Source organism: Streptomyces sp. NPDC006134 (assembly GCF_040628835.1).
Classification (GTDB): Bacteria; Actinomycetota; Actinomycetes; order Streptomycetales; family Streptomycetaceae; genus Streptomyces.
This window is the reverse complement of sequence record NZ_JBEXTV010000014.1, coordinates 11,363-36,525: the sequence shown is the minus strand read 5'-3', so window position 1 is coordinate 36,525 and position 25,163 is coordinate 11,363. Positions and strand designations below refer to the sequence as shown.

Here is a 25,163-nt window from a genome sequence, read left to right as displayed (position 1 = left end):
ACCCGGCAGGCCCCGGCTCCTGAGCCCCGAGCTCAGGAGCCGGGGCCTGACCTTTGCCGTCCGTCACCCACCTTTCCCCAAAGCCATTCCATCGAGTGACCAATGCCCCATCCGGCTGACGGGCGCCGAGGCCCCAACTAGGGTGCCGCGCAAGTGTTCCGGCACTTGGCCCACCGACATTGCGATGTCAGTGGCGGGTGCCACAGTGGGGGAGTGAGCACCACCAGGACAGCGTCACGACAGGCAGGGAGGGGGTGAGGTCCGGCCATGACCGGTACGGGCGTGGAGGAACAGGGCGCGCAGGCCGCGCGCTCCCGGGCGCTGGCCGTGCTGCGCATCCGCAGCCGGGCCGTGGCCGTCGCCCTGCTGCCCGCTGCCGCCGCCGTGATCCTGCTCGCCGGTGGTGCGACGGGGCACTTCGTGGGCGGGGGCTGGGACGCCGCCCGCTGGACCGTGACCGCGGTCGCCGCCGTCGTCCTCCTCGCCGCGGCCGGTATCGCCCTGCTCGTCGCCCGCGCCCGACCCGCCGTCAGCCCGACGGTTCCGGTCGCCGAGGAGTCGGCCCCGGACCTGTACCGGATGGTGCGCGACCTCGCCGACCGGCTCGACGTGCCCGCCCCGTCCGCGATAGCGCTCACCCCGGACTGCGACAGCTGGCTGGAGGACCGCACCCATCCGGCCCACGGGCCCCCGCTTCCGCCCCCGCAGGAGCACGACGACATGGCGGGCCCGGCCGGACGCTCCCGCCACCGGCCCGCCGCCGCTCCCGTCCTCGTCATCGGCTCCCCCTTCCTGTGGTGGATGCGCGTCGGCGAACTGCGTGCGGTACTCGCCCCGGTCGTCGCCGGTACGGGACCGTCGGCGCACCCCGACATAGCCGCGGCCCGGCGCTTCGTGCGCGGCCTGGACGCGGCGGTGGCGATCGCCTCCACGCACAGCCGCTTCCCGCTCTCCCGCGCGGTGTACGCGGGCGTCGGCTGGATATCCCGCCTGCTGCTGCGCAGCTGCCGCGGCCACGCCGCCGAGATGGAACGCGGGGTCGCGGCGGCCGCGGCGGAGCGGGCACAGGCCGTGGACTACGGGCTGCGGATCGTCGCCCAGGAGCAGGTGGGCCTGGCGTACGCGGGCTGGGACCGGTTGCTGACGAAGGTCGCGCTGCCCGCCTGGCGAATGGGCCGCTGGCCCTCCCGGCTGGACGTCGGGGTCGTCGCGGCGCTCACCGAACTGTCCCGCCGCGACCGCCTGGCCGAGGGCTTCGCCTCCCGTCTGGGCGAGCGTCCCGCCTGTGACTTGCTGGAGGAGCCCGGCGCGGTGGACGAGGCGGTCTCCCTCCTCGCCGCGCGCCTCTTCCACGGCGGCCCCGCCGAGCCCGGGCCGGACTGGTCACCGGTGGAGTGGCAGGCGTATCCGGAGGAGGTCGTCGACCGCGCCTGGCGCACGGACGCCACCCGCCTCCACCGCGTCCTGGACGCCCTCGGCGTCCGCCGCACCGCCACCGCACCACCGTCCGACGGCCCCACCCTGGCCCGCGTCATCGACCACCTGACGGACCCGGCAGCCCTCTATGAGGAAACAGCTCCGGCACCCGAGACCACCCCGGCACCCGAGACCACCCCGGCACCCGAGACCACCCCGGCACCCGGGACCACCCCGGCACCCGGGACCACCCCGGCGCCCGGGACCACCCCACAGCCCCAGGCCGAACCGAAGAACCAGACCGCCCCGGCGGATGGAACCGCCCCGGCGGACGGAGCCGACCAAGACGAGGAACTCTCCGGCACCACCGCCCGCAGCGCCGCCCTCGCCGCCCGGCTCAGTGCCGAGCTGGCCCGCGAGGAGGCGGAGTCCCGGCCCTCCGCACCTCCCGGCCAACCCCCCGCCGGTGCGTCCGGCCCCGACACCGTCCTCTGGGACGACCGTCCGCTGCCCCTCTTCCCGCTCCAGCCCCCGCGCGCGGCCCGCGATCTGCTCACCGACCACATCACGGCGATGGTCTGCTGCGCGGCGATGGACACCGCCGGCGCCGTTCCGGGGCTCGACTGGCTCGACGGCCCGGTCCTCCGCATCGATGGCGAACGCGTGTCCGATCTCGCCCCCCGCGTCCTCACCCTGGTCGAGAGCGGAGACCCGGCTCCCCTGCGAGCCTGGCTCACCGACCTCGGCATACGCCCGGAGAAGCCGGTGCGACTGGTCTGATCCCGGCCGCCCTCGGCCGGAGCCGACGGTCTCACTATTCGGATCCGTCAGTTCCACTTTCGGCCGGTTCACAACAAATAGTGACAACGCACGTGCGAAATGTGATGTGCTGGGGAGTGGTAGCCGTCGTGGCAAAGGCGCCCGACATACGACAGCGGGACCCGCCCGGCGACCGGACCGCACCACGCACCACACAGCCGCACCACGCACCACACAGCCGCACCACGCACTGCGCAGCCGCACCACGCACCGCACCACCCCCACGCACCGCACCGGCTGCCACAGACCACACCGCACACCGCACACCGCACGACACCGCACGACACGGGGCAAGAGGGAGGGGAACGACCCATGGGGTCGCAGCACGTACGCCGCTGGGAGTCGGGAGCACTCGCGCATGCCGTGACGGATCCCTTCGGGCAAGGTCCGGTCCCCTGGCTGCGCGGCGGCGAGACGTACTTCAGCGACACCGGCCAGGTCGTCCCCTGGTACGTGGACCCGGAGCCCGACCCCGCCCCGGCGGGCGGCACCAGGAGGATCCCCGCCCAGCGCCCCGCCCACCGCCCCACCGGCGGCCCCCGTGCGGCCGACGACGTCCACCGGCAGATCAAGGGGTTCACCTCCACCGGCGCGGTCGCCCCCGGCGAGGCCATCGACTTCCACATCACCGTCGACCCGCCCCAGGAGTTCGGCGTCGACGTCTACCGCATCGGCCACTACGGCGGCGACGGCGCCGCGAAGATCACCACCAGTCCGCGCCTGTCCGGGATCGTGCAGCCGGCGCCGCTCACCGCCGACCGCACGGTCTCCTGCCACCACTGGTGGCTGTCCTGGCGGCTGCAGATCCCGTCGTACTGGAACGACGGCGCGTACGTCGCCGTCCTCACCACGGCCGACGGCTACCGCTCCCACGTCCCCTTCACGGTCCGCGACGCCCACCCCGCAGACCTGCTGCTCGTCCTGCCGGACATCACCTGGCAGGCGTACAACCTGTACCCCGAGGACGGCCGGACCGGCGCGAGCCTCTACCACGCCTGGGACGAGGACGGCCGCCTGCTGGGCGAGGCGGACGCCGCGACGACCGTCTCCTTCGACCGCCCGTACGCGGGCGCGGGCCTGCCCCTGCACGTCGGCCACGCCTACGACTTCATCCGCTTCGCCGAGCGCTACGGCTACGACCTCGCCTACGCCGACGCCCGCGACCTGCACTCCGGCCGGATCGACCCCACCCGCTACCGGGGCCTGGTCTTCCCCGGCCACGACGAGTACTGGTCCGTGCCCATGCGCCGCACCGTGGAACTCGCCCGCGAGCACGGCACCTCGCTCGTCTTCCTCTCCGCCAACACCATGTACTGGCAGGTGGAGCTGTCCCCGTCCCCGTCCGGTGTCCCCGACCGCCTGCTGACCTGCCGCAAACGCAAAGGCCCGGGGCGCCCGGCGCTGTGGCGGGAGATCGACCGGGCGGAGCAGCAGCTGCTGGGCATCCAGTACGCGGGCCGCGTCCCCGAGCCGCACCCGCTGATCGTCCGCAACGCCGACCACTGGCTGTGGGAGGCCACCGGCGCACACGAAGGCGACGAGATCGAGGGCCTCGTGGCGGGCGAGGCCGACCGCTACTTCCCGCGCACCCCGCTGCCGGAGCACGACGAGCGGATCCTGCTCGCCCACTCCCCGTACACCGACGTCGACGGCATCCGCCGGCACCAGGAGACGTCCCTGTACCGCGCCCCGTCCGGCGCCTGGGTGTTCGCGTCCGGGACGTTCGCGTGGTCCCCGGCCCTGGACCGCCCCGACCACGTCGACCTGCGGATCCAGCGCGCCACCGCGAACCTCCTGGACCGCATCTGCAAACGGGACTGACCTGTCTCCCCCGTCCCACCACCCCCATCCACCCCCACCCGCGCCCCCGGACGGACCCACTGGGCCCGGTCGTCCCCGCATACGGGAGAATCGACTCATTGGACAGAACCACGGGGAGGAACCGTGTCCGGATTCGTCGAAAAGCCCGAGCCGATCCAGGTTCCGGGTCTGGTGCATCTGCACACCGGCAAGGTGCGCGACCTGTACCGGAACGAGGCGGGCGACCTCGTCATGGTCGCCAGCGACCGCATGTCCGCCTACGACTGGGTGCTGCCGACCGAGATCCCCGACAAGGGCCGCATCCTCACCCAGCTCTCCCTGTGGTGGTTCGACCAGCTCGCCGACCTGGTCCCCAGCCACGTCCTGAGCACCGACCTGCCCGAGGGAGCCCCCGCCGACTGGGCCGGCCGCACCCTGGTCTGCAAGTCCCTGCGGATGGTCCCGGTCGAGTGCGTGGCCCGCGGCTACCTCACCGGCTCGGGCCTCACCGAGTACAACGCGTCCCGGACCGTCTGCGGCCTCGCCCTCCCCGAGGGCCTCGTCGACGGTTCCGAGCTGCCCGCCCCGATCTTCACCCCGGCCACCAAGGCCGCGGTCGGCGAGCACGACGAGAACGTCTCCTACGAGGAGGTCGCCCGCCAGGTCGGCGCGGAGACCGCCGCCCAGCTGCGCCAGGTGACCCTCGCCGTGTACTCCCGCGCCCGCGACATCGCCCGCGACCGGGGGATCATCCTCGCGGACACGAAGTTCGAGTTCGGCTTCGAGGGTGAGGACCTCGTCCTGGCCGACGAGGTCCTCACCCCGGACTCCTCCCGCTTCTGGCCGGCCGACCAGTGGCAGCCGGGCCGCCCGCAGGCGTCGTACGACAAGCAGTTCGTCCGCGACTGGCTGACCTCTGCCGAGTCCGGCTGGGACCGCAGGAGCGAGCAGCCCCCGCCGCCGCTCCCGCAGCAGGTGGTGGACGCGACCCGCGCCAAGTACGTCGAGGCGTACGAGCGCCTGACGGGCCTGAGCTGGTCGTAGTGGCCGTGGGTCGTAGCGGTCACCACGACCGCTACGACCGCGGAGCGGAACAACCCTTCTGTCCTGGAACGAAACAAGCCCCCCGGCCGGAACCGGGGGGCTTGTCACTGGAGCGGACGACGAGGCTCGAACTCGCGACCTCAACCTTGGCAAGGTTGCGCTCTACCAACTGAGCTACGTCCGCGTTGCGCCGTGGCGCGAGAGCAACTATACCCAACCTCGCTCGCGTGCGAGACGCACCGCGGCATGACGGTTCTCCGCGCCGAGTTTCGTGGCGGCCGACGACAGGTAGTTCCGCACGGTCCCCTGCGACAGCGCGGCCCGCTCGGCGATCTCCGCGACGGGCGCCCCGTCCGCGGCGAGCTCCAGTACCTCCGCCTCCCGCGCGGTCAGCGGCGAGTCCCCGGCGGAGATCGCGTCGGCGGCCAACTCCGGGTCCACATAGCGGTTTCCGGCGTGGACCGTGCGGATGATCTCGGCGAGCCGCTGGGCGCTGACCGTCTTCGGCACGAAGCCGCGCACGCCCGCCGCGAGCGCCCGCTTGAGGTGTCCGGGGCGGCCGTGACTGGTGACGATGAGCACCTGGCAGCCGGGCAGCTCGGCCCGCAGGGATGTGGCGACCTTCACACCGTCGGCGCCGGGCATCTGGAGATCGAGGACGGCCACGTCGGGCACGTGCGCCCGCGCCATGGCCAGGGCCTCGGGCCCGGAGGCCGCCTCGGCGACGACCATCAGGTCGTCCTCCAGGGACAGCAGGGCGGCCAGCGCGCCGCGGATCAGGTGTTCGTCGTCGGCCAGCAGCAGCCGGACGGGCCGGGAGGGCGTCATGCGGTGACCTCGTTCACAGGCCGGGAGACGGAGGACGGGGAGACGGAGGACGAGGGGACGGAGGACGAGGGGACGGAGGACGAGGGGACGGAGGACGAGGGGACGGAGGACGGGGAGCTGGAGGGGGACTCGGCGGCCGGTGGCAGCGGTATCTCGGCGGTCAGGCGGAAGCACCCCTGTCCGTCGGGACCGGCCCGCAGCGTGCCGTCGATCCCGGCCAGCCGCTCCCGCAGCCCGGCCAGCCCGGACCCGGTCCTGGTGCCGGCGGCCGTCTCGGACACCCCGTCGTTCTCCACGGAGAGCACCACACGCCCCTCCGTCACCTCCAGCCCCACCGTGCAGCGCCGGGCGTCGCCGTGCCGCAGCACGTTCGTCGCCGCCTCCCGCACGACCCAGCCGAGCGCCGACTGCACCGGAGCCGGCAGCCCGTCGGCCGAGCCGGTGATCGTGCAGTCGATCCCCGCCGCCGCCAGCACGCCTTGCGCTCCGGCGAGTTCCGCGCCGAGGTCGGCCTGGCGGTAACCGCGCACGACCTCCCGGACCTCCCGCTGCGCCTCCTGGGCCAGCCGCTGGGCCTCGATCATCTGCTCCACGGCCTCGGGCCGCCCCCGCTGGGCGAGCTGCACGGCCAGTTCGCTCTTGAGCGCGATCACGGCGAGGTTCCGCCCCATCACGTCGTGCAGGTCCCGCCCGAACCGCAGCCGCTCCTCGGCGACGGCGAGCCGGGCCCGGGTCTCGCGGGCCTCGTCGAGCTCGTAGACGGCGTCGAGCATCCAGACGGAGAAGGAGGCGGTGAGGGCGAAGACGCCGGTGGCGAACAGCACGGTGAGCCCGGTGATCAGCGCGGGCAGCCCGGGCAGCCCGACCGGCAGGCTCGCCGTCCCGGCCCCGATGGCGGCGCTGAACACCGAGGCGATCACCCGGCGGCGGCTGCGCAGGCCGAGGGTGACGTTGCCGGCGCCGACCATGAGCACGCCGACGAAGAGGACCACGGCGGTGGAGTTGCCGCTGTTGTCACCCGGCACCCGCATGAGCAGGGCGAGCGAGCCGACGGCGAGCACGGCGGTGATCACCCCGTAGGCCGTCACCAGCCGCACGGGCTGGTCCCGGCGGCCCCGGGTCCAGTCCAGGGACCGCGCGGCCGTCACGGCACCGAGCGCGGCGTGCCCGCACAGCGCGGCCAGCAGCCCCACGGCGAACGGGAACGGCAGATGGGTGAAGGTCATCGGCCCGAGCCAGCCGACCTCGACCAGCGCGAAGGAGTACAGCGACCACCGCGTGTACGTTTCCACCTTCGCCGGTGTGCTCTTCCCCCACCACCACACATCCGGCCTGTGCATCCGACCGCCCTCCCCGCAGGTCATCGCCGCGGCTCCCACCGGAACCACCGCCGTACAGCAAACACCGCCACGACGGTCCAGGCCAGAGCCATCCCCACGGCGCCGAGCGCCTCCCCCGCGGACAGGTCCCCGGTCCAGCCCCCGCGGACGAGGGTGACCACGGGCGTCAGCGGCAGCGCGCGGCACACCATCGCGAGCCGGTCGGGCAGGATCTCCAGCGGGACGGTCATCCCGGAGCCCAGCATCGAGAGCAGCAGCAGCGGCATCGGGGTGACCTGGGCGCTCTCGGAGGTCCGGGTGAAGCCTGCGGTGACGGCGCCGAGCGCCGCGCACAGCACCAGGCCGAGCAGGACGCCGGTCACGGCCAGGTGGGGCGCGGGCGGCGCGGGCACGTCCAGCAGGACCGTGCAGCCCACCGCCAGCAGCAGGCTCTGGACGAGCCCGGTGGCGCCGGCCGGCAGCGCGGACCCGGCGAGGATCTCGGCGTCGCGCAGCTCTCCGGTGCGCAGCCGCTTGAGGACGAGCTCCTCGCGCCGGACGACGAAGACGCCGACGAGCGCCCCGTAGACGGCGAACAGCAGGGAGAAGCCGATCGCGGAGGGCAGGATGACCGTGCCGACGGTCAGCCCGGCCCGGTCGAGGTCCGTGTCCTCCAGCGCCGAGTACAGACTCAGCGGCAGCACCGCCGGCACGAACAGCATGGCGAACAGCGAGCCCCTGCTGCGTCCCAGCAGCGTCAGTTCGGCCCGCGCCAGCGCCATCATGCGGCGCGCGGGGGTGGTGGCCGTGCCGTTCATGCCGCGTACTCCTTCGCGTCGGCGGTCGTGCCGTTCATGCCGCGTACTCCTTCACCTCGGTGGCCGACGCCTCCCGCGCGATGCCCAGGAACGCCTCCTCCAGCGACGCCGACCGCACGTCCAGTCCGCGCAGTTCCACCCCGGCCTCCTCGGCCCACACCAGCAGCCGGGTGGCGGCCCGCTGCAGCTCGCGCGTCTGCAACCGGACGGTCCGGCCCTCCACCTCGTGCCCGCACACGCCGAGTTCGCCGAGCGGCGGCAGGTCCCCCACGAACCAGCCCTCGGGCAGCTCGAAGGAGATCCGGGACGGCTGGGCCGCGGTCACCTCGGCGGGCGTGCCGGACGCGGCGATGCGCCCGGCGTGCAGGATGGCGAGCCGGTCGGCGAGGTTCTCGGCCTCTTCCAGGTAGTGCGTGGTCAGCAGCACCGTCGTACCGCCGTCGCGCAGCGCGCGCACCAACTCCCAGGTGTCGCGGCGCCCTTCGGCGTCCAGCCCGGTGGTCGGCTCGTCCAGGAAGAGCACCTCGGGCCTGCCGAGCAGCGCGAGCGCCAGGTCCAGCCGCCGCCGCTCACCGCCGGACAGCTGCTTGACCCGTATGCCGGCCTTCGCTTCGAGCCCGACCAGCGTCAGCACCTCGCCCGCCGGGCGGGCGCCGCTGACACAGCCCGCCCACATCCGCGCGGTCTCGGCGACGGTCAGCTCGGAGGGGAAGCCGCCCTCCTGGAGCATCACGCCGGTGCGGGGGCGTACGGCGGCCCGGTCGGTGTACGGGTCGTGCCCGAGGACGCGCACGGTGCCGCCGGCCGGCCGGGCCAGCCCTTCCAGCAGTTCCACCGTCGACGTCTTGCCGGCACCGTTGGTGCCCAGCAGGGCGAAGACCTCTCCGCGCCGCACGGAGAAGCTCACCCCGCGCACCGCCTCGAACCCGCCCCCGTACACACGCCGCAGATCGGTGACCTCAATCACGTGTTCGTGTTCGCCTGTGTCCATGCCGTTCAGCCTCCCGCCGCAGCGCACCCGGCGGCAGTGCGCGCTGTCATCACCCGGCATGACAAATGTCAGACGGCTGCCCACGGAAGACGGGGGGCCGAGGGCGGGGAGCGGAGGCCGGGGGACGGTCCGTGGACACACGAAAAGACCCCGGCCCTGAAGGACCGGGGTCTCATTCCCGAGCGGACGACGAGGCTCGAACTCGCGACCTCAACCTTGGCAAGGTTGCGCTCTACCAACTGAGCTACGTCCGCACTGCCTCCGACCGGCTTTCACCGATCGGCGCGAGCACCAGCCTACCTGATCCACAGGAGTGGTCGTGACCGGTGCATAGAGCGGGTGACAGGAATCGCACACTGCGCCTTCCCCCTGGAAGGGGGATGTTCTACTACTGAACTACACCCGCATGGTCCGTGAGCTGGGCCTTTCGGCTCGCCCCTCGGCGTGCTCCAGACTTTAGCTGATCACCAGGGGTGTCGCGCAAGTCGGTTGCCGCGAGGGGCGGATGACCGGCCGTCGGCCGATGTGGCCGGTGCGGCTCACCGGGCCGCGGCGAACGCCTCGTAGACCTTCTTGGGGATGCGGCCCCGCGCGGGCACGTCCATCTTGTTCGACTGGGCCCAGGCGCGGACGGCCGCCGGGTCGGGGGCGACCTCCGTCTGCCGGTAGGCCCGGCCGGAGGCGGACCGCTTGCGGCCGGCCGCCACGTACGGCTCCAGGGCCTCGCGGAGTTTCCTGGCATTGGCTTCGTTCAGGTCGATCTCGTACATCTTGCCGTCGAGTCCGAAGGCGATCGTCTCCGCCGCTTCCGAGCCGTCGATGTCGTCAAAGAGAGTGACTACGACACGCTGCGCCACGAATATCGGTCCCTTCGTGCGGCATCTACCGCGATGACGTGCCGAGACGCCGCGAAGATGCCGACTGTTCGCCTGTTATTGGGCAAAGTATCGGCTATTGGCATTTCATTTGTACAGGGCCCGGCATTGCAATGTGAAGTCCGACTGAAACGGAGCACGCGGGTGGCGCGCAATAGGCGCCACGGTGTGGTCCGGGATCTTTTCCGTATCTTTTCGCTCAGGGGTGCCCCCGGCGCCGCATCGTGACCGCGATCACGTAGTTTCCTCCAACTCTACCCGCGTAGAAATTTTGTGCGGGTAGTCTGAAGGAACCTGCTCAGCACCACACACCGGGAGTGCCAGTGGCACGCGTCGTAGTCGACGTCATGCTCAAGCCGGAGATCCTCGACCCCCAGGGCCAGGCGGTGCAGCGCGCACTGCCGCGGCTGGGTTTCGAAGGGATCTCGGACGTCCGCCAGGGAAAGCGTTTCGAACTGGAAGTTGACGGGCCGGTCGACGAGGCCGCCCTCGCCCGCATCCACGATCTTGCGGAATCCTTCCTCGCCAACACCGTGATCGAGGACTTCACGGTCCGGGTCGAGGAAGCGGCGGAAGTCGCGGAGGCCGCGAAGTGACCGCTCGTATCGGCGTCGTCACTTTCCCGGGCAGCCTCGACGACCGGGACACGCAGCGCGCGATCCGCGTCGCGGGGGCCGAGCCCGTGGCCCTGTGGCACAAGGACAAGGACCTCAAGCAGGTCGACGCGGTCGTGCTGTGCGGCGGCTTCTCCTACGGCGACTACCTGCGCGCCGGCGCCATCGCCCGCTTCTCGCCGGTGATGGAGCCCCTGATCGACCAGGCGAAGGCTGGTCTGCCGGTCCTCGGCATCTGCAACGGCTTCCAGATCCTCACGGAGGCCCACCTGCTGCCCGGCGCGATGCTCGGCAACGACCACCTGCACTTCATCTGCCGCGACCAGAAGCTGCGGGTGGAGAACGCGGACACCGCCTGGACCACCGACTACACGGCCGGCCAGGAGATCCACATCCCGCTGAAGAACATGGACGGCCGCTACGTCGCCGACCGGCGCACGCTGGACGAGCTGGAGGCCGAGGGGCGGGTCGCCTTCCGGTACGTGGACTTCAACCCCAACGGTTCCCTCAACGACATCGCCGGCATCACCAACGCCGCCGGCAACGTCGTCGGCCTGATGCCGCACCCCGAGCACGCCGTGGAGCCGCTGATCGGTACCGGGCGTACCGACGGCCTCCCGTTCTTCACCTCGATCCTCAAGAAGCTGGTCAACGCATGAGCCGGACGCCTCTGGACACGGTCGAGCACGCGGCCGCGACCCCCGACGTCGAGCTGCCCTGGGCCGAACTCGGCCTGAAGAAGGACGAGTACGAGCGAGTCGTCGAGATCCTCGGCCGCCGCCCCACCGGCGCCGAACTCGCCATGTACTCCGTGATGTGGTCCGAGCACTGCTCGTACAAGTCCTCCAAGGTCCACCTCCGCCAGTTCGGCGAGAAGGCCCCCGAGAACGACGCCCTGCTCGTCGGCATCGGCGAGAACGCCGGTGTGGTCGACGTCGGCCAGGGCTACGCGGTCACCTTCAAGGTCGAGTCGCACAACCACCCGTCGTACGTGGAGCCCTACCAGGGCGCGGCCACGGGTGTCGGCGGCATCGTCCGCGACATCATCGCCATGGGCGCGCGGCCGGTCGCGGTCGTCGACCCGCTGCGGTTCGGCGCCGCCGACCACCCGGACACCAAGCGCGTCCTGCCGGGCGTCGTCGCGGGCATCGGCGGCTACGGCAACTGCCTGGGCCTGCCCAACATCGGCGGTGAGGTCGTCTTCGACGCCTGCTACCAGGGCAACCCGCTGGTCAACGCCGGCTGTATCGGGGTGATGCGGCACGAGGACATCCACCTCGCCAAGGCGTCCGGCGCGGGCAACAAGGTCATCCTGTACGGCGCCCGCACCGGCGGCGACGGTATCGGCGGCGCCTCGATCCTGGCGAGCGAGACCTTCGACGACGCCAAGCCCTCCAAGCGCCCGGCCGTCCAGGTCGGCGACCCCTTCCAGGAGAAGCTGCTCATCGAGTGCACCCTGGAGGCGTTCAAGGAGAAGCTGGTCGTCGGCATCCAGGACCTGGGCGCGGCGGGCCTGTCCTGCGCCACGAGCGAGCTGGCCTCCAACGGCTCCGGCGGCATGCGCGTCACCCTGGACGACGTCCCCCTGCGCGACTCGACCCTGTCTCCTGAGGAGATCCTCATGAGCGAGTCGCAGGAGCGCATGTGCGCGGTGGTCGAGCCCGACAAGGTCGACCGCTTCCTGGAGATCTGCGACAAGTGGGACGTCATCGCCACCGTCATCGGTGAGGTCACCGACGGCGACCGCCTGGAGATCTTCTGGCACGGCGAGAAGATCGTCGACGTCGACCCGCGCACGGTCGCCCACGAGGGCCCGACGTACGAGCGCCCCTACGCCCGCCCCGAGTGGCAGGACGCGCTCCAGGCCGACGACGCGAACAAGCTGCCGCGCCCGCGGACCTCCGAGGAGCTGAAGGACCAGGTCCTGAAGCTGGTCGCCTCCCCCAACCAGGCGTCCAAGCAGTGGATCACCTCCCAGTACGACCGGTTCGTGCAGGGCAACACCGTCCTCGCCCAGCCCGAGGACTCCGGCATGATCCGCATCGACGAGGAGACCGGCCTCGGCGTCGCCCTCGCCACGGACGGCAACGGCCGGTACACCAAGCTCGACCCGTACACGGGCGCGCAGCTCGCTCTCGCGGAGGCGTACCGGAACGTGGCGACGACCGGCGCCAAGCCGCTCGCCGTCTCCGACTGCCTGAACTTCGGCTCCCCCGAGGACCCGGCGGTCATGTGGCAGTTCGCGGAGGCCGTGCGCGGTCTGGCGGACGGCTGCCGGCAGCTGGGCACCCCGGTGACCGGCGGCAACGTCTCGCTCTACAACCAGACCGGCGAGGCCGCCATCCACCCGACGCCGGTCGTCGCCGTCCTCGGCGTGATCGACGACGTGGCCCGCCGCACGCCGGCCGCCTTCCGGGAGGAGGGCCAGCTGATCTACCTTCTGGGTGACACCCGCGAGGAGTTCGGCGGCTCGGCCTGGTCCCAGGTGATCCACGACCACCTCGGCGGCCTGCCGCCCAAGGTCGACCTGGAGCGCGAGCGCCTGCTCGCCGAGATCCTCATCGCCGCCTCCCGCGACGGCATGATCGACTCCGCGCACGACTTGTCCGACGGCGGTCTGATCCAGGCCGTGGTCGAGTCGGCGCTGCTCGGGGAGAAGGGCGCCCGCCTGATCGTCCCGGACGGTCTGGACGCGTTCACCTTCCTCTTCTCCGAGTCGGCGGGCCGCGCGATCGTCGCGGTGCCGCGTTCGGAGGAGGTCCGCTTCAACGACATGTGCGGCGCGCGGGGCCTGCCGGCCACCCGCATCGGTGTCGTCGACGGCGACACGGTGGAAGTCCAGGGCGAGTTCACGCTCACCCTGGACGAGCTGCGCACCGCCCACGAGGCGACGATCCCGGCGCTGCTGGCGTAAACACGCCCGGACGCCCGGACGGGCCGTCGCTCCGCACCGGAGCGGCGGCCCGTCGTCCGTCTCCGTGTCGCCTGGGTTTCCTGACGCCTCCTGACGGGCATGGTGGTGAATGCCGATCCGAGGGCGTACGTGTGACGATCACACCTGGGTGGGGACCGATGGGTGAGCGGTTACGGATCAGGTTCGAGCCGGAAGGGCCGGATCACCAGGGGGAACTCCACTCCTTGTACGGCTGGCTCGCGGACGACCGGTCGCTGCGCGGCCACATCCGGCTGGAGCGGGTCGGCGCCGTCAGCCCGGGACGGATGAGTCCCGACCTCGCGGCGGTTCTCGCCGTGATCTCCACCGCGACCGGGGTACTGCAACTGCCCCTGTCGTACCTCGCCTGGCGGCAGAGCCGCCGGGACCGGACGCCACCGGTCACCGTCCAGATCGTCGGCGGCGACCCTGCCGAGGCCGAGACCCTGCTGCGCAGGCTGCGCGGCGACGGCGTCCCGGACGGCTCCGGGGAGGCGGAGGCGTGACCACTCCCCGGGGCGGAGCGGACCCGTCGCCGGCCACCGACCCACCCGCCCGGATCGACCCCGCCCGCTCCGCCTGCGTGCTGATCGGCGTGGACGACTACACGGTCCTCGACTCTCTGCGCAGCGTCCGCCACAACCTCGTGGGACTGCGGGCCGCGCTCACCGACCCCGAGATCTGGGGGATCCCCGAGGACCGGATCGTCACCGTCTCCAATCCGGCCGTACCCGCCGATCTGGTCGATCCCATCCGCGAGGCCGCGCTCCTCGCCGAGGACACGCTGATCGTGTACTACGCGGGGCACGGCCTGCTCGACCGGCACGAGGGACAGCAGCTCCTGCTCACCCTGCCCGGATCGGTGGAGGACCGGCCGGACACCTGCGTGCGCTCCGGCGACGTACGCCGGGCCATCCGGGACACCGGCCCCGCGCTGCGCCGCGTCCTGATCCTCGACTGCTGCTTCAGCGGCCGGGTGCTCAACGAGATGGCCGGCACCGACCGCGGGGCACAGGGCGGCAAGGTGGCGGTGGAGACGCTGCGCGGGGTCGAGGGCTCGTATGTCATGACCTCCGCCCCGAAGGACCGCCCCTCGCACGCCCCCGATCCAAAACGCTGCACGGTTTTCACCGGGGCGCTCGTGGACGTCCTGCGGCAGGGACTGCCGGACGGGCCCGGGATGCTGGGCCTGCACGATCTCTTCCAGGCGGTGAAGAAGCGCATCGCGGCCATGCGGCCCGAGCTGCCGCAAGAGCCCCAGGACGAGGACCGCAACGGCGTCGGCGGACTGGCCTTCGTCCGCAACGTGGCGGTGCTCCCGCCCCTGTCCCCGCCGTCCGGCCCCGGCGCCGTCCCACCGCCCCGCCACCGGGTCCGCACCCTCGTGTGGTCCCTGGCCGCCGCGGCGACCGGTCTCGCCCTCGGCCTCGGCGCGCCCCCGGCCGTCGACTGGTGGCGCACCGTGCGCCCCGCGCCCGCGACCGGCGCCTGTGGCGGCCACCTGCCCGGCGCCGACACGCCCCGGGCGGTCCTCCTGGACCACTCCGACGCGCTGGACAAGAAGAACATCGACTACGAGAGCGTGGCGGGCCTCTCCTCCCTCGCCCTGGTCGGCGAGAGCGAGGACGGCGTCGAGGCGCTCGCGCTCGCCGACAACTCCCCCGGCCTGCTCTTCCCCCTCAACCTCGGCGGCCCTTTCGACCTGAACCCCGTCGCGGACACCGCGCACACCCTGCGCCACGCGAACGGTGAGGAGTTCGCCCCGTGGTACGACGGCGAGGCGCTGGTTGTCGAGGAGGGCGGCAAGACGGCGCTGATCGCCTCGGAGACCGGCCCCGCCATCCGCCGCTTCGACATCGCCGGCGGCAGACAGATCGGCGAGGACTTCCCCATCCCGAAGGACCTGCGGTACTGGCCCGACGGCAGCGCCCAGACCGGTCGCAGCATCGAGTCCCTCGCACTCTCCCCGGACGGGAAGCACCTCTACGCCGGCTGGGAGGCGCCCCTCGCCAAGGACGGCGACCGGCGCGGCCGGCCCCTGATCCGCATTCAGCGCTACACGGGCGAGCCCGGCGGGTCCTACGAGCCGGACCAGCAGTACGTCTATCTCGCCGGCGACGGCATGAACCTGGTCGAGCTGGTTGCCCTGGACGACGAGGGTGGTCTCCTCGCCCTGGAGCGCGAGTACACCGCCGGCCTCGGCACCTCCGTCCGCGTCGTCCAGGTCTCCCTCGACGGCGCCCGCGACGTGACGGACACCGGTTCCCTCTACGGCCTTCCCACGGACGTCTTCGCGGAGGAGACCCCGGTCCTCTCCCTGGCCGCCTGCCCGCACGGCGGCCCCGGAGCGGTCGCCACCCCCGCCTCGAACCCGGACAACCCGCTGGTGGACAACGTGGAGGGCATGGCCGTGGGCGAGGAGTGGACCACCGGGGAGTACAAGGGCTGGCGCCCGCTGTACCTGATCACCGACGACAACGGCAGCGCCGACCAGATCACCCGGTTGTACTCGCTCGCGGTGCGCCTGAAAACGTAGGATCGCCGCGCGTGACCGCGCATAGGCTCGCCCCATGCCCACGACCGGAAAGCGCCGCCCACGCAGCTACGACCCCGCCCGCACCCGCGCCGCCGTGCTCGCCCAGTTCGGCCACGTACGGGACGCCGTCCGCGCCCTCACGCCCGAGCAGCTCGCCCTGCCCACGCGCCTGGGCGAGTGGACCGTACGCGACCTGGTCGCGCACTTCGGGATGGCGCTCACGGTCGTGGACCGGCTGCTCGCCCAGCCCGAACCCGCCCGGCAGGACGGGCGGCTGCTCGACTGGCCCTCCGCCGTCGGAGCACACGCCCCCGCCCTCGCCGACACCGCCCGCCGGCGTGCCGAGCAGCACCCGGACCTGGACGCCCATCTGGCCGACGTGGAGCGGACCTTCACCGCACACCTGGACACCCAGCCCGCCGGCAGGCTGCTGCCGACCAACGCGGGCGTCCTGCCGCTCGCCGACTACCTCGTCACCCGCACCGTCGAACTCGTCGTCCACACCGACGACCTGAACGCCGCCGTCCCCGGCCTCGACGTCCCCTACGACCGCCAGGCCCTGGCCACCGCGACCCGCCTACTGGCCGACACGCTCGCCGCGAAGGCGCCCGGCGGGGCGACGGAGGTGCGCATCCCGCCGTACGCCGTCGTGCAGTGCGTGGAAGGGCCCCGGCACACCCGCGGCACCCCGCCCAACGTGGTCGAGACCGACCCGCTGACCTGGATCCGGCTCGCCACCGGACGGCTGGCCTGGAAGGACGCGGTCGCCGAGGCCAAGGTGAGCGCGAGCGGCGAGCGGGCCGACCTCGGGGAACTGCTGCCGTTGCTGGCGTGAAGACCGGAAGAACCGGAAGAAGCGGAAGAAGCGGAAGAACCAGAAGAAGCGGAAGAAAGAGCCAGAAGAAGCGAGGGGAGAGAGAAGCCGCGAGAACCCGCGAGGAGCCGTGAGAACTCGCGAGGAGCCGCGAGAACCCGCGAGAAGCCGTGAGCGCGCGGGGAACCGATCCTTCCCCGCTCCCGTCGAATCGGCATGTACAGGATGAAGCAGCGCATCACCCTGACCGTGGCCGCCGCCGCTCTCCTCCCGCTCGCCGCGGCCTGCGGCAGCGAGAAGGCGGGCGGCGGGAGCGCCTCGGCCGACGCCGGCAAGGCCCCCGTGACCGGCGTCCACTGGAGCGTCGACAGCGTCACCGTCGACGGGACCACGCACCGCGCGCCGGACCGGGCGCACGTCCGCATCGACGCCGGCGGCCGGGCGGAGGGCAGCCTCGGCTGCAACCGGTTCAGCGCCCGGGCCGCCGTCGACGGCGACCGCGTCCGGCTCAGCGACGCCACGGCCACCGAAATGGCCTGCGACGACACGCCCCTGGCCGTCGAGGAGGCCCTCTCCCGCACCCTCACCGCCGGTCCGCTCACCGCCGAGGCCGACGCCGGCGGCGACCGGCTGACGCTCACCGCGCCGGACGGGGACACCGTCCGGCTGAGCAAACGGCAGGACGCCCCCCTGTACGGCACCCAGTGGACCGTCACCGCCCCCGGAGGCGGCGCCACCCGGGCCCATCTCACCTTCGACGACGCGAAGGACACCGTCTCCGCCCACCTCGGCTGCAACACCGCGCACGCCGGGGCCACCGTCCGCGACGGCTCTCTCACCCTCGGCGCCGCGGTCGCCACCCGAAGGGTGTGCGAAGACTCACTCATGGACACCGAAAAGCGTCTCCTGCGGCTTTTCGGCTCCCGGGCCGACTACCGGATCGAACAGCAGACCCTCACGCTGACCAGCGAGAACGGCACCACCGTGCGCGCCGTCGCCGACCGGTGACCTCCCCCGGAATCCCGTATCCCCCATTCGGACCAGCGGCCGGTCTCGCCTACACTCGGAGGCGTGCCACGTGGTGACGGTCGACTCAATCACGATCTACTCCCCGGCGAGAAGGGCCCCCAGGACGCATGCGGCGTCTTCGGTGTCTGGGCTCCGGGTGAAGAGGTCGCAAAGCTCACGTACTTCGGGCTCTACGCCCTCCAGCACCGGGGTCAGGAATCCGCGGGAATCGCGGTCAGCAACGGCTCCCAGATCCTCGTCTTCAAGGACATGGGCCTGGTCTCCCAGGTCTTCGACGAAACCTCGCTCGGTTCGCTCCAGGGTCACATCGCGGTCGGACACGCCCGCTACTCGACCACCGGCGCCTCCGTGTGGGAGAACGCCCAGCCGACGTTCCGCGCCACCGCGCACGGCTCGATCGCGCTCGGCCACAACGGCAACCTCGTCAACACCGCCCAGCTCGCCGAGCTGGTCGCCGACCTGCCCAAGCAGGACGGCCGCTCCACGCGGGTCGCGGCGACCAACGACACCGACCTGGTCACCGCGCTCCTGGCCGGCCAGGCCGACGACGACGGCAAGCCGCTGACCATCGAGGAGGCGGCCGCCAAGGTGCTGCCCCAGGTGCGCGGCGCCTTCTCCCTCGTCTTCATGGACGAGCACACCCTGTACGCCGCCCGCGACCCGCAGGGCATCCGCCCGCTGGTCCTCGGCCGGCTGGAGCGCGGCTGGGTCGTCGCCTCCGAGACCGCCGCCCTCGACATCTGCGGCGCCAGCTTCGTCCGCGAGATCGAGCCGGGCGAGTTCATCGCCATCGACGAGAACGGCCTGCGCACCTCCCGATTCGCGGAAGCGAAGCCCAAGGGCTGTGTCTTCGAGTACGTGTACCTGGCCCGCCCGGACACCGACATCGCCGGCCGGAACGTGTACCTCTCCCGCGTCGAGATGGGCCGCCGCCTCGCCAAGGAGGCCCCGGTCGAGGCCGACCTGGTCATAGCGACCCCGGAGTCCGGCACCCCGGCCGCCATCGGCTACGCCGAGGCGTCCGGCATCCCCTTCGGCGCCGGCCTGGTGAAGAACGCCTACGTGGGCCGCACCTTCATCCAGCCCTCCCAGACCATCCGCCAGCTCGGCATCCGCCTGAAGCTGAACCCCCTGAAGGAAGTCATCAAGGGCAAGCGGCTGGTCGTCGTCGACGACTCCATCGTCCGCGGCAACACCCAGCGGGCCCTGGTCCGCATGCTGCGCGAGGCGGGCGCCGCCGAGGTCCACATCCGGATCTCCTCCCCGCCCGTGAAGTGGCCGTGCTTCTTCGGCATCGACTTCGCCACCCGCGCCGAGCTGATCGCCAACGGCATGTCGGTCGAGGAGATCGGCACGTCCCTGGGCGCCGACTCCCTCGCCTACATCTCCCTCGACGGCATGATCGAGGCGACCACGATCGCCAAGCCGAACCTGTGCCGCGCCTGCTTCGACGGCGAGTACCCCATGGAGCTCCCCGACCCGGAGCTGCTGGGCAAGCAGCTGCTGGAGACCGAGCTGGCCGCCGGGCCCGCCGCCACGGCCGCCTCGGACGCCATCCGCCGTCCGTAGGCCCCCGCCAGCCCCGTATCACCAACCCGAAAGATCCCAGGCAATGTCTGAGACCCCCACCGGTGTCACCGGTGCCTCCGGTGCTTCCTACGCGGCTGCCGGCGTCGACATCGAGGCGGGCGACCGCGCGGTCGAGCTGATGAAGGAGTGGGTGAAGAAGACGCAGCGCCCCGAGGTCCTCGGCGGCCTCGGCGGCTTCGCCGGCCTCTTCGACGCCTCCGCCCTGAAGAACTACGACCGCCCCCTGCTGGCCTCCGCCACGGACGGCGTCGGCACCAAGGTCGACATCGCCCGCCGGATGGGCGTCTACGACACCATCGGCCACGACCTGGTCGCCATGGTCATGGACGACATCGTGGTGTGCGGCGCCGAGCCGCTGTTCATGACCGACTACATCTGCGTCGGCAAGGTCCACCCCGAGCGCGTCGCCGCCATCGTCAAGGGCATCGCCGAAGGCTGTGTGCTGGCGGGATGCGCCCTGGTGGGCGGCGAGACGGCCGAACACCCCGGCCTGCTCGGCGCGGACGACTTCGACGTCGCCGGCGCCGGTACGGGCGTCGTGGAGGCCGACCGGCTGCTCGGCGCGGACCGCATCCGCGAAGGGGACGCGGTGATCGCCATGGCGTCCTCCGGCCTTCACTCCAACGGGTACTCGCTCGTCCGGCACGTCCTGCTGAACCAGGCCGGCCTGGCCCTGGAGACGCACGTCGACGAGCTCGGCCGCACCCTCGGCGAGGAGCTGCTGGAGCCGACGAAGATCTACTCGCTGGACTGCCTGGCCCTGACCCGCACCACCGATGTGCACGCGTTCAGCCACATCACCGGCGGCGGACTCGCCGCCAACCTGGCCCGCGTCGTCCCCGACGGCCTGCACGCGGTCGTCGACCGCTCCACCTGGGCCCCCGGCCCGGTGTTCGACCTCGTCGGCAGGACCGGCGACGTCGAGCGACTGGAGCTGGAGAAGACCCTCAACATGGGCGTCGGCATGATCGCGATCGTGCCGCAGGAGTCGGCGGACGTGGCGCTGGCGACCCTGGCCGACCGCGGTGTGGAGTCCTGGGTGGCCGGCGAGATCACCGGCCGCGGCGACCACGGGACGGGCGCCGCCCTGATCGGCGACTACGCGAGCTGAGCACCGGCCGCCTCCGTGGTCCCGCCCCCGCGGGTGGGACCACGGCCGGCCCGGCCCGGTCCGGGCTGCTCGGGCAGCACAGAACCCGGCCGGTGACGGAGGTCACCGACCGGGTTGATGCTCAGTGCAAGGTCAAGCGCCGCGACGCTGCTGCGGGGACTGGCTGTCCTCGTCCTCGTCGTCGTCCTCGTAGAGGTCGGCGTACTTTGCGTACAGGTCGTCGTCGTGCTCATCGTCCTGGAACCGTTCGCCGCCGTTCGGCGACGCGTTCGCAGTCGATGCGCCCAGCTCCTCGGCCAGGCGTGCGAGATCCGTCCCACCGCTGTTGTACTTCAGCTGGCGGGCGACCTTCGTCTGCTTGGCCTTGGCCCGGCCGCGCCCCATGGCTCGACCCCCTCAACGACGGGGCTCGACGGCCCCAGAGTCTTGACACGCGTTCATGATCCGGAACGGACTCTCCGTGGAGAGGCCGGTCCGTAGGGCTTCCACGGTACCTGAGCCCGCGCCCATACGGTACGTCGCCCGCATGACGTGCCCGCGCCCAGAACCTTCGAGGTGCCCTGTCCTCGCTGGTCAACCGCGATTTTAACCACTTATCCCCGCTCGACCCGCCGGTGAAAGTGAGAGTTCTCTCCAACTGCCCACCGGCGGGTACCGCTCACTTGTGCGATCGAGCCCGTGGACCCGGCCCCGGATTCAGCCCGCCGCCGGGCGCTTGTGGGCCTCCGCCATCCGCTGCTCGGCGATCCGGTCGGCCGCCGCGGCCGGCGGAATACCGTCTTCCTTCGCACGTGCGAATATTGCGAGCGTGGTGTCGTAGATCTTCGCCGCCTTCGCCTTGCACCGCTCGAAATCGAAGCCGTGCAGCTCGTCGGCGACCTGGATGACCCCGCCGGCGTTCACCACGTAGTCCGGCGCGTAGAGGATCCCGCGGTCGGCGAGGTCCTTCTCCACGCCCGGGTGGGCGAGCTGGTTGTTGGCGGCGCCGCAGACCACCTGGGCGGTCAGTGCCGGGACGGTGTCGTCGTTCAGCGCCCCGCCGAGCGCGCAGGGGGCGTAGACGTCCAGACCCTCGGTGCGGATGAGCGCGTCGGTGTCGGGGACGGCCCGCACCGACGGGTGCCGCTCGGTGATCCGCCGCACGGCCTCCTCGCGGACGTCCGTGACGACGACCCGGGCGCCCTCCGCCAGCAGGTGCTCCACCAGGTGGTGGCCGACCTTGCCGACGCCCGCGACGCCGACCGTGCGGTCGCGCAGCGTCGGGTCGCCCCACAGGTGCTGGGCCGAGGCCCGCATGCCCTGGTAGACGCCGAAGGCGGTCAGCACGGACGAGTCGCCCGCGCCGCCGTGCTCCGGGGACCGCCCGGTGGTCCAGCGGCACGCGCGCGCCACGACGTCCATGTCGGCGACGTACGTGCCGACGTCGCAGGCGGTGACGTACCGGCCGCCGAGCGAGGCGACGAACCGCCCGTAGGCGAGCAGCAGCTCCTCGGTCTTGTCCCGCTCGGGGTCGCCGATGATCACGGCCTTGCCGCCGCCGTGGCCGAGCCCGGCCATGGCGTTCTTGTACGACATCCCGCGCGCGAGGTTCAGCGCGTCGGCGACGGCCTCCGCCTCGGTCGCGTACGGGTGGAAGCGCGTGCCGCCGAGCGCGGGGCCCAGGGCGGTGGAGTGGAGGGCGATGACGGCCTTCAGGCCGCTGGCACGGTCCTGGCAGAGCACGACTTGCTCATGGCCTCCCTGGTCCGAGTGGAACAGGGTGTGCAGTACGTCAGCAGGTGCGCCGGTTACGTCGGTCACGGTGGTGACTCCTCGGTACGTTGCGCCGGTCGGAGGCCGGCCCCCAGGGGTGGCGGGAGCTGGTGGCACGAGATTAGAGCCTGACGGTGCCCCGCCGCCGCACCGTGTCCAGGATCACCTCCGCACGGAGTACGGCCGTGCGACGATGCGCGTGGGTTTTCCGCGTGCCTGCGGCCGTTCCGCAGGTTTTCGCGACGGTGCGCGGGGGAGGGAGCAGGCGTGCCCAAGGTGACCTCGGTGATCGTTCCCTACGCGGCGTACCTGCGCGTGTACGAGCCGCTGGCCGCCTTCCCCGAGCCTGAGCGCGGCCACTGGGCGCGCTACGCCCGCCGTGACGACCTGCCCACCTGCCAGGACGAACTCCGCCGCGCCCTGGCCGACCTGCTGCCCACCCCTCCGGTCGTGGTGCCGGTGCACGAGAGCGGTGACGCGTTCGTGCTGGAGGCCGACGGAGTGGTCTGCGTGTGCCCCTGGCGCACCCGGCTGCGCGGCTGGCAGGCCCTGGAGGAGGCCGCCGGGGAGCTCCCGCCGACGGTCCTGGACGCGGCGCTGCCCCCGCTGGTCCGCCGCCAGGCCGCGCAGGACTACGAGCGCTGGCTCGCCCGCAATCCGGACGCGCGGCCGTGGATCCGCACCTCCACCTGGCAGGTGCCGATCAACTGGTTCGTGCTCGTCACCGACGAGGAGCGGGAGTACGCCAAGGGCTCCGGCGACCCGGGCGCCGAGCCGCCGGTGCTGCGCTACCGGACGCCCATGGTGCAGGCCCGGCGGCGGGTGGCGCGGGCGCTGCGGGCTCTGCGGGACGCCGTGGACGACGGGCCGCTGATCGACGGCCTGGTGGACGTGGGGCGCTGGCTGGAGGAGTTCCACCCGCGGTCGTACGTCGAGCTGGACTACGGCGGGCTGGTGCACGCCCTGCCGGCCGGGGAGCTGGAGGACGACCACTCGGCGGCGGACGTGGCCGAGGGCATCGAGGCGCTGCGGCACGGCGACGAGGCGGCCGCGGGGGCGGCGTACGGGCGGCTCGTGGAGCGGTGGCGGGCGGTGCGTGACCGGCGGTCGGCGAACTGACCCCGGCGCGGGGGTGGCGAACGGGCGTTTGACGTGACGCTCGTTTTGGGGTTTCGTCCTCGCTCTGAGGTTCCTGATGCTCCGTCAAGGCGGAGTACTCCCGGGCGGACACGGGCCGAACACGGGACGTAGGTCCCGATCCGGGCGTTTGTCTCAAGCGTGACGGACCGCACGTACCCCACCCTTGCGCCCGTTGCCCACCCTCATGCCAAAATAGGACAAGGAGTCCGGGGAGGGCTCCGTCCGTCCTGATGTGCTGCACTGTGGGGGGAATCTCGGCAATGCGCGCTTTGGGGGGTCTGGTAACTCCTGATCGCCCTGTGACTGATCGTCACAGTGGCGTGACTGTCCGCTATGGCATGGTCCATCGGCTTCCGTCGCTGATGAACACCTGGGAGGGCAATTCCATCGGTTTGGCCGACGCGGCTGGACAGATGGTGTAGTTGTAGTGCCGAGGACAAGCCGTTCGTCCTATAACCGACTCGACTCGCGTCCGCCATTTCGGGCAACGCGGGTCAAGGTGCAGAATTTAGAGGAAAGAACCGAGAAGGTTCGGTTCTCCCGAGGAGGCCGCTCATGACCGCTCGCACCCCTGATGCCGAGCCGCTGCTGACCCCGGCTGAGGTCGCCACCATGTTCCGCGTCGACCCGAAGACGGTCACGCGCTGGGCGAAGGCCGGCAAGCTCACGTCGATCCGCACGCTCGGCGGGCACCGCCGCTACCGCGAGGCCGAGGTCCGCGCTCTGCTCGCGGGCATCCCGCAGCAGCGCAGCGAGGCCTGAACAACCGCATAACCGGGCAAACCGGCAGGTCCCCCAACCTGCCGAAGCGCTCGGACCCACAGCTCCAAGCGACGTCGGGGTCTGCCCCAACAGACCCCTCGCCTCAGTGAGGGTGCGTCGTCGATCGCGCTGGACTCCGCCGGGTCCAGCGCGATCTTTTTTGTGCGGAGCGGGGCTTTCCTGTGCCGGACCGGGGGCTTTCCGTGCCTGGTGGCGGGCCCGAGGGCGGCTCTGTGAGCGTCCTTGTCGGAGTGTGGGGAGGGGTGTCGGATCGGCTGTGCGACCGCTCAGGACACCGGTGCAATTGCACATATTAAATTGACCGCTTGTAGGCGGGGTGTAAATACCGCGGTTTCAAAAACTCATGCGGTGACACCCGTCACACATCGCGGTGCTTGTTGTCTCTGGCATATGTGCGATAGAGGAGGCTCGCCCTCCAGCATCCCACCGCCGTACGGGTGTTGGGGCCGGCGAAGGTCACGCCGGGGAGGGACTTTCGTCCTCTCCGGCCTCCTGGGGGCCGCTCGCGGGCTGCGGCGCCGAATCCATCGCCAGCCGCAGCAGGCGGTGGCAGATCGGACAGTGGCGCGTCAGATGGCGGTACGACGACGCGGCCGACAGGTGCGCGCGGAGCAGTGCCCGGGTCTCGTGCCTCGCCGATGCCGCCATACGCCACCTCCGGGGGCCGCACGGAGAGCGGGCCCTGCTTCCGGAGTACCGAGCGAATGTGACGCCGTCAAGGCCGCGAGAGGGGCGCCCAGCGCCTCCCTGGTCGCGGGCGCCCGCTGCCGGGCGCCGAGTGCCGGGCGCCGTCGGCCGGCGCGCACACGAAGAAGAGCCCGGGTCTGCCGACCCGGGCTCTTCCACCGCCGCTGACGCGGTGACATGAGTGAGGCCCGCTGTCCCTTTCGGGTGCGGGCCTCGCTCTCACTGCGGTCCTGACGGGATTTGCTGTACCCGATCGCGGCTGCGC

General features: G+C 71.9%; 22 protein-coding genes and 3 tRNA genes. 14 read left to right on the top strand and 11 right to left on the bottom strand.

The genetic code is table 11. From position 1 onward, the window contains the following. The first annotated feature begins 267 nt into the window (after positions 1-267). The 3 genes from ABZ340_RS11685 (at position 268) to ABZ340_RS11675 (ending at position 5,079) form a co-directional block, all read left to right on the top strand. A complete protein-coding gene (locus ABZ340_RS11685) occupies positions 268-2,196 on the top strand; it encodes a hypothetical protein (protein ID WP_358781570.1) in 1,929 nt (642 codons plus the stop codon). Positions 2,197-2,547: 351 nt separating this feature from the next. Continuing rightward, positions 2,548-4,056 carry a N,N-dimethylformamidase beta subunit family domain-containing protein gene (locus tag ABZ340_RS11680; RefSeq protein WP_358781569.1) on the top strand — a complete coding sequence of 503 codons (1,509 nt, stop codon included), beginning with the start codon at positions 2,548-2,550 and terminating at the stop codon, positions 4,054-4,056. A 123-nt stretch (positions 4,057-4,179) separates the two neighbouring features. Next, positions 4,180-5,079 carry a phosphoribosylaminoimidazolesuccinocarboxamide synthase gene (locus ABZ340_RS11675; protein ID WP_358781568.1) on the top strand — a complete coding sequence of 300 codons (900 nt, stop codon included), beginning with the start codon at positions 4,180-4,182 and terminating at the stop codon, positions 5,077-5,079. Between the two features lie 108 nt (positions 5,080-5,187). Here ABZ340_RS11675 and ABZ340_RS11670 read toward each other — a convergent pair. The 8 genes from ABZ340_RS11670 to ABZ340_RS11635 form a co-directional block, all read right to left on the bottom strand. Continuing rightward, positions 5,188-5,263, bottom strand: a tRNA-Gly gene (locus ABZ340_RS11670). Between the two features lie 23 nt (positions 5,264-5,286). After that, a complete protein-coding gene (locus tag ABZ340_RS11665) occupies positions 5,287-5,907 on the bottom strand; it encodes a response regulator transcription factor (RefSeq protein WP_358781567.1) in 621 nt (206 codons plus the stop codon). Next, entirely contained in the window at positions 5,904-7,247 is a 1,344-nt protein-coding gene (locus ABZ340_RS11660) for a sensor histidine kinase (RefSeq protein ID WP_358781566.1), read from the bottom strand. Before ABZ340_RS11660 ends, ABZ340_RS11665 begins: the two co-directional genes overlap by 4 nt. A gap of 20 nt (positions 7,248-7,267) precedes the next feature. Next, a complete protein-coding gene (locus ABZ340_RS11655) occupies positions 7,268-8,044 on the bottom strand; it encodes an ABC transporter permease (RefSeq protein WP_358781565.1) in 777 nt (258 codons plus the stop codon). Between the two features lie 34 nt (positions 8,045-8,078). Continuing rightward, positions 8,079-9,035 (bottom strand): ABC transporter ATP-binding protein, encoded by a 957-nt coding sequence (locus ABZ340_RS11650; RefSeq protein ID WP_358781564.1) that lies wholly within the window; start codon positions 9,033-9,035, stop codon positions 8,079-8,081. Between the two features lie 181 nt (positions 9,036-9,216). Next, a tRNA-Gly gene (locus ABZ340_RS11645) sits at positions 9,217-9,289 on the bottom strand. A gap of 80 nt (positions 9,290-9,369) precedes the next feature. Then, a tRNA-Gly gene (locus ABZ340_RS11640) sits at positions 9,370-9,441 on the bottom strand. Between the two features lie 133 nt (positions 9,442-9,574). Continuing rightward, positions 9,575-9,892, bottom strand: a complete 318-nt coding sequence (locus tag ABZ340_RS11635) for an Lsr2 family protein (protein ID WP_358781563.1) — start codon at positions 9,890-9,892, stop codon at positions 9,575-9,577. A gap of 341 nt (positions 9,893-10,233) precedes the next feature. Here ABZ340_RS11635 and purS point away from each other — a divergent pair, with 341 nt between their 5' ends. The 9 genes from purS (at position 10,234) to purM (ending at position 20,536) form a co-directional block, all read left to right on the top strand. Next, complete coding sequence (gene purS, locus ABZ340_RS11630; RefSeq protein ID WP_071380673.1) at positions 10,234-10,506, top strand: phosphoribosylformylglycinamidine synthase subunit PurS; 273 nt, start codon at positions 10,234-10,236, stop codon at positions 10,504-10,506. After that, a complete protein-coding gene (gene purQ / locus ABZ340_RS11625; RefSeq protein WP_358781562.1) occupies positions 10,503-11,183 on the top strand; it encodes a phosphoribosylformylglycinamidine synthase subunit PurQ in 681 nt (226 codons plus the stop codon). The genes purS and purQ overlap by 4 nt, the downstream gene beginning before the upstream one ends. Next, positions 11,180-13,438 (top strand): phosphoribosylformylglycinamidine synthase subunit PurL, encoded by a 2,259-nt coding sequence (purL, locus tag ABZ340_RS11620; RefSeq protein WP_358781561.1) that lies wholly within the window; start codon positions 11,180-11,182, stop codon positions 13,436-13,438. The genes purQ and purL overlap by 4 nt, the downstream gene beginning before the upstream one ends. A gap of 158 nt (positions 13,439-13,596) precedes the next feature. Then, positions 13,597-13,962, top strand: a complete 366-nt coding sequence (locus ABZ340_RS11615; RefSeq protein WP_358781560.1) for a hypothetical protein — start codon at positions 13,597-13,599, stop codon at positions 13,960-13,962. After that, the gene (locus ABZ340_RS11610; protein WP_358781559.1) at positions 13,959-15,992 is read left to right on the top strand and encodes an esterase-like activity of phytase family protein; all 2,034 of its coding nucleotides are present in this window, start codon (positions 13,959-13,961) and stop codon (positions 15,990-15,992) included. The genes ABZ340_RS11615 and ABZ340_RS11610 overlap by 4 nt, the downstream gene beginning before the upstream one ends. Positions 15,993-16,026: 34 nt before the next feature. Further along, entirely contained in the window at positions 16,027-16,827 is an 801-nt protein-coding gene (locus ABZ340_RS11605) for a sterol carrier family protein (RefSeq protein WP_358781558.1), read from the top strand. Between the two features lie 195 nt (positions 16,828-17,022). After that, positions 17,023-17,814, top strand: a complete 792-nt coding sequence (locus ABZ340_RS11600; RefSeq protein ID WP_358781557.1) for an META domain-containing protein — start codon at positions 17,023-17,025, stop codon at positions 17,812-17,814. A 63-nt stretch (positions 17,815-17,877) separates the two neighbouring features. After that, positions 17,878-19,404, top strand: coding sequence for an amidophosphoribosyltransferase (gene purF / locus ABZ340_RS11595; RefSeq protein ID WP_358781556.1), 1,527 nt, complete (start codon positions 17,878-17,880; stop codon positions 19,402-19,404). Between the two features lie 43 nt (positions 19,405-19,447). Further along, positions 19,448-20,536 carry a phosphoribosylformylglycinamidine cyclo-ligase gene (gene purM / locus ABZ340_RS11590; RefSeq protein ID WP_358781555.1) on the top strand — a complete coding sequence of 363 codons (1,089 nt, stop codon included), beginning with the start codon at positions 19,448-19,450 and terminating at the stop codon, positions 20,534-20,536. A gap of 132 nt (positions 20,537-20,668) precedes the next feature. Here the strand turns inward: purM and ABZ340_RS11585 are convergent, their stop codons facing one another. Then, the gene (locus tag ABZ340_RS11585; protein WP_029382614.1) at positions 20,669-20,920 is read right to left on the bottom strand and encodes a DUF3073 domain-containing protein; all 252 of its coding nucleotides are present in this window, start codon (positions 20,918-20,920) and stop codon (positions 20,669-20,671) included. Between the two features lie 312 nt (positions 20,921-21,232). Beyond that, the gene (locus tag ABZ340_RS11580; RefSeq protein WP_358781554.1) at positions 21,233-22,336 is read right to left on the bottom strand and encodes a Glu/Leu/Phe/Val dehydrogenase dimerization domain-containing protein; all 1,104 of its coding nucleotides are present in this window, start codon (positions 22,334-22,336) and stop codon (positions 21,233-21,235) included. 219 nt (positions 22,337-22,555) lie between these two features. Here ABZ340_RS11580 and ABZ340_RS11575 point away from each other — a divergent pair, with 219 nt between their 5' ends. Then, complete coding sequence (locus ABZ340_RS11575) at positions 22,556-23,407, top strand: hypothetical protein (protein ID WP_358781553.1); 852 nt, start codon at positions 22,556-22,558, stop codon at positions 23,405-23,407. 576 nt (positions 23,408-23,983) lie between these two features. Next, positions 23,984-24,190: a developmental transcriptional regulator BldC gene (gene bldC / locus ABZ340_RS11570; RefSeq protein ID WP_003949541.1), complete on the top strand. Its 207-nt coding sequence runs from the start codon at positions 23,984-23,986 to the stop codon at positions 24,188-24,190. A gap of 477 nt (positions 24,191-24,667) precedes the next feature. On the opposite strand, the gene ABZ340_RS11565 is transcribed toward bldC, so the two are convergent. Continuing rightward, positions 24,668-24,859: a DUF6274 family protein gene (locus tag ABZ340_RS11565; RefSeq protein WP_358781552.1), complete on the bottom strand. Its 192-nt coding sequence runs from the start codon at positions 24,857-24,859 to the stop codon at positions 24,668-24,670. Positions 24,860-25,163: the final 304 nt, after the last annotated feature.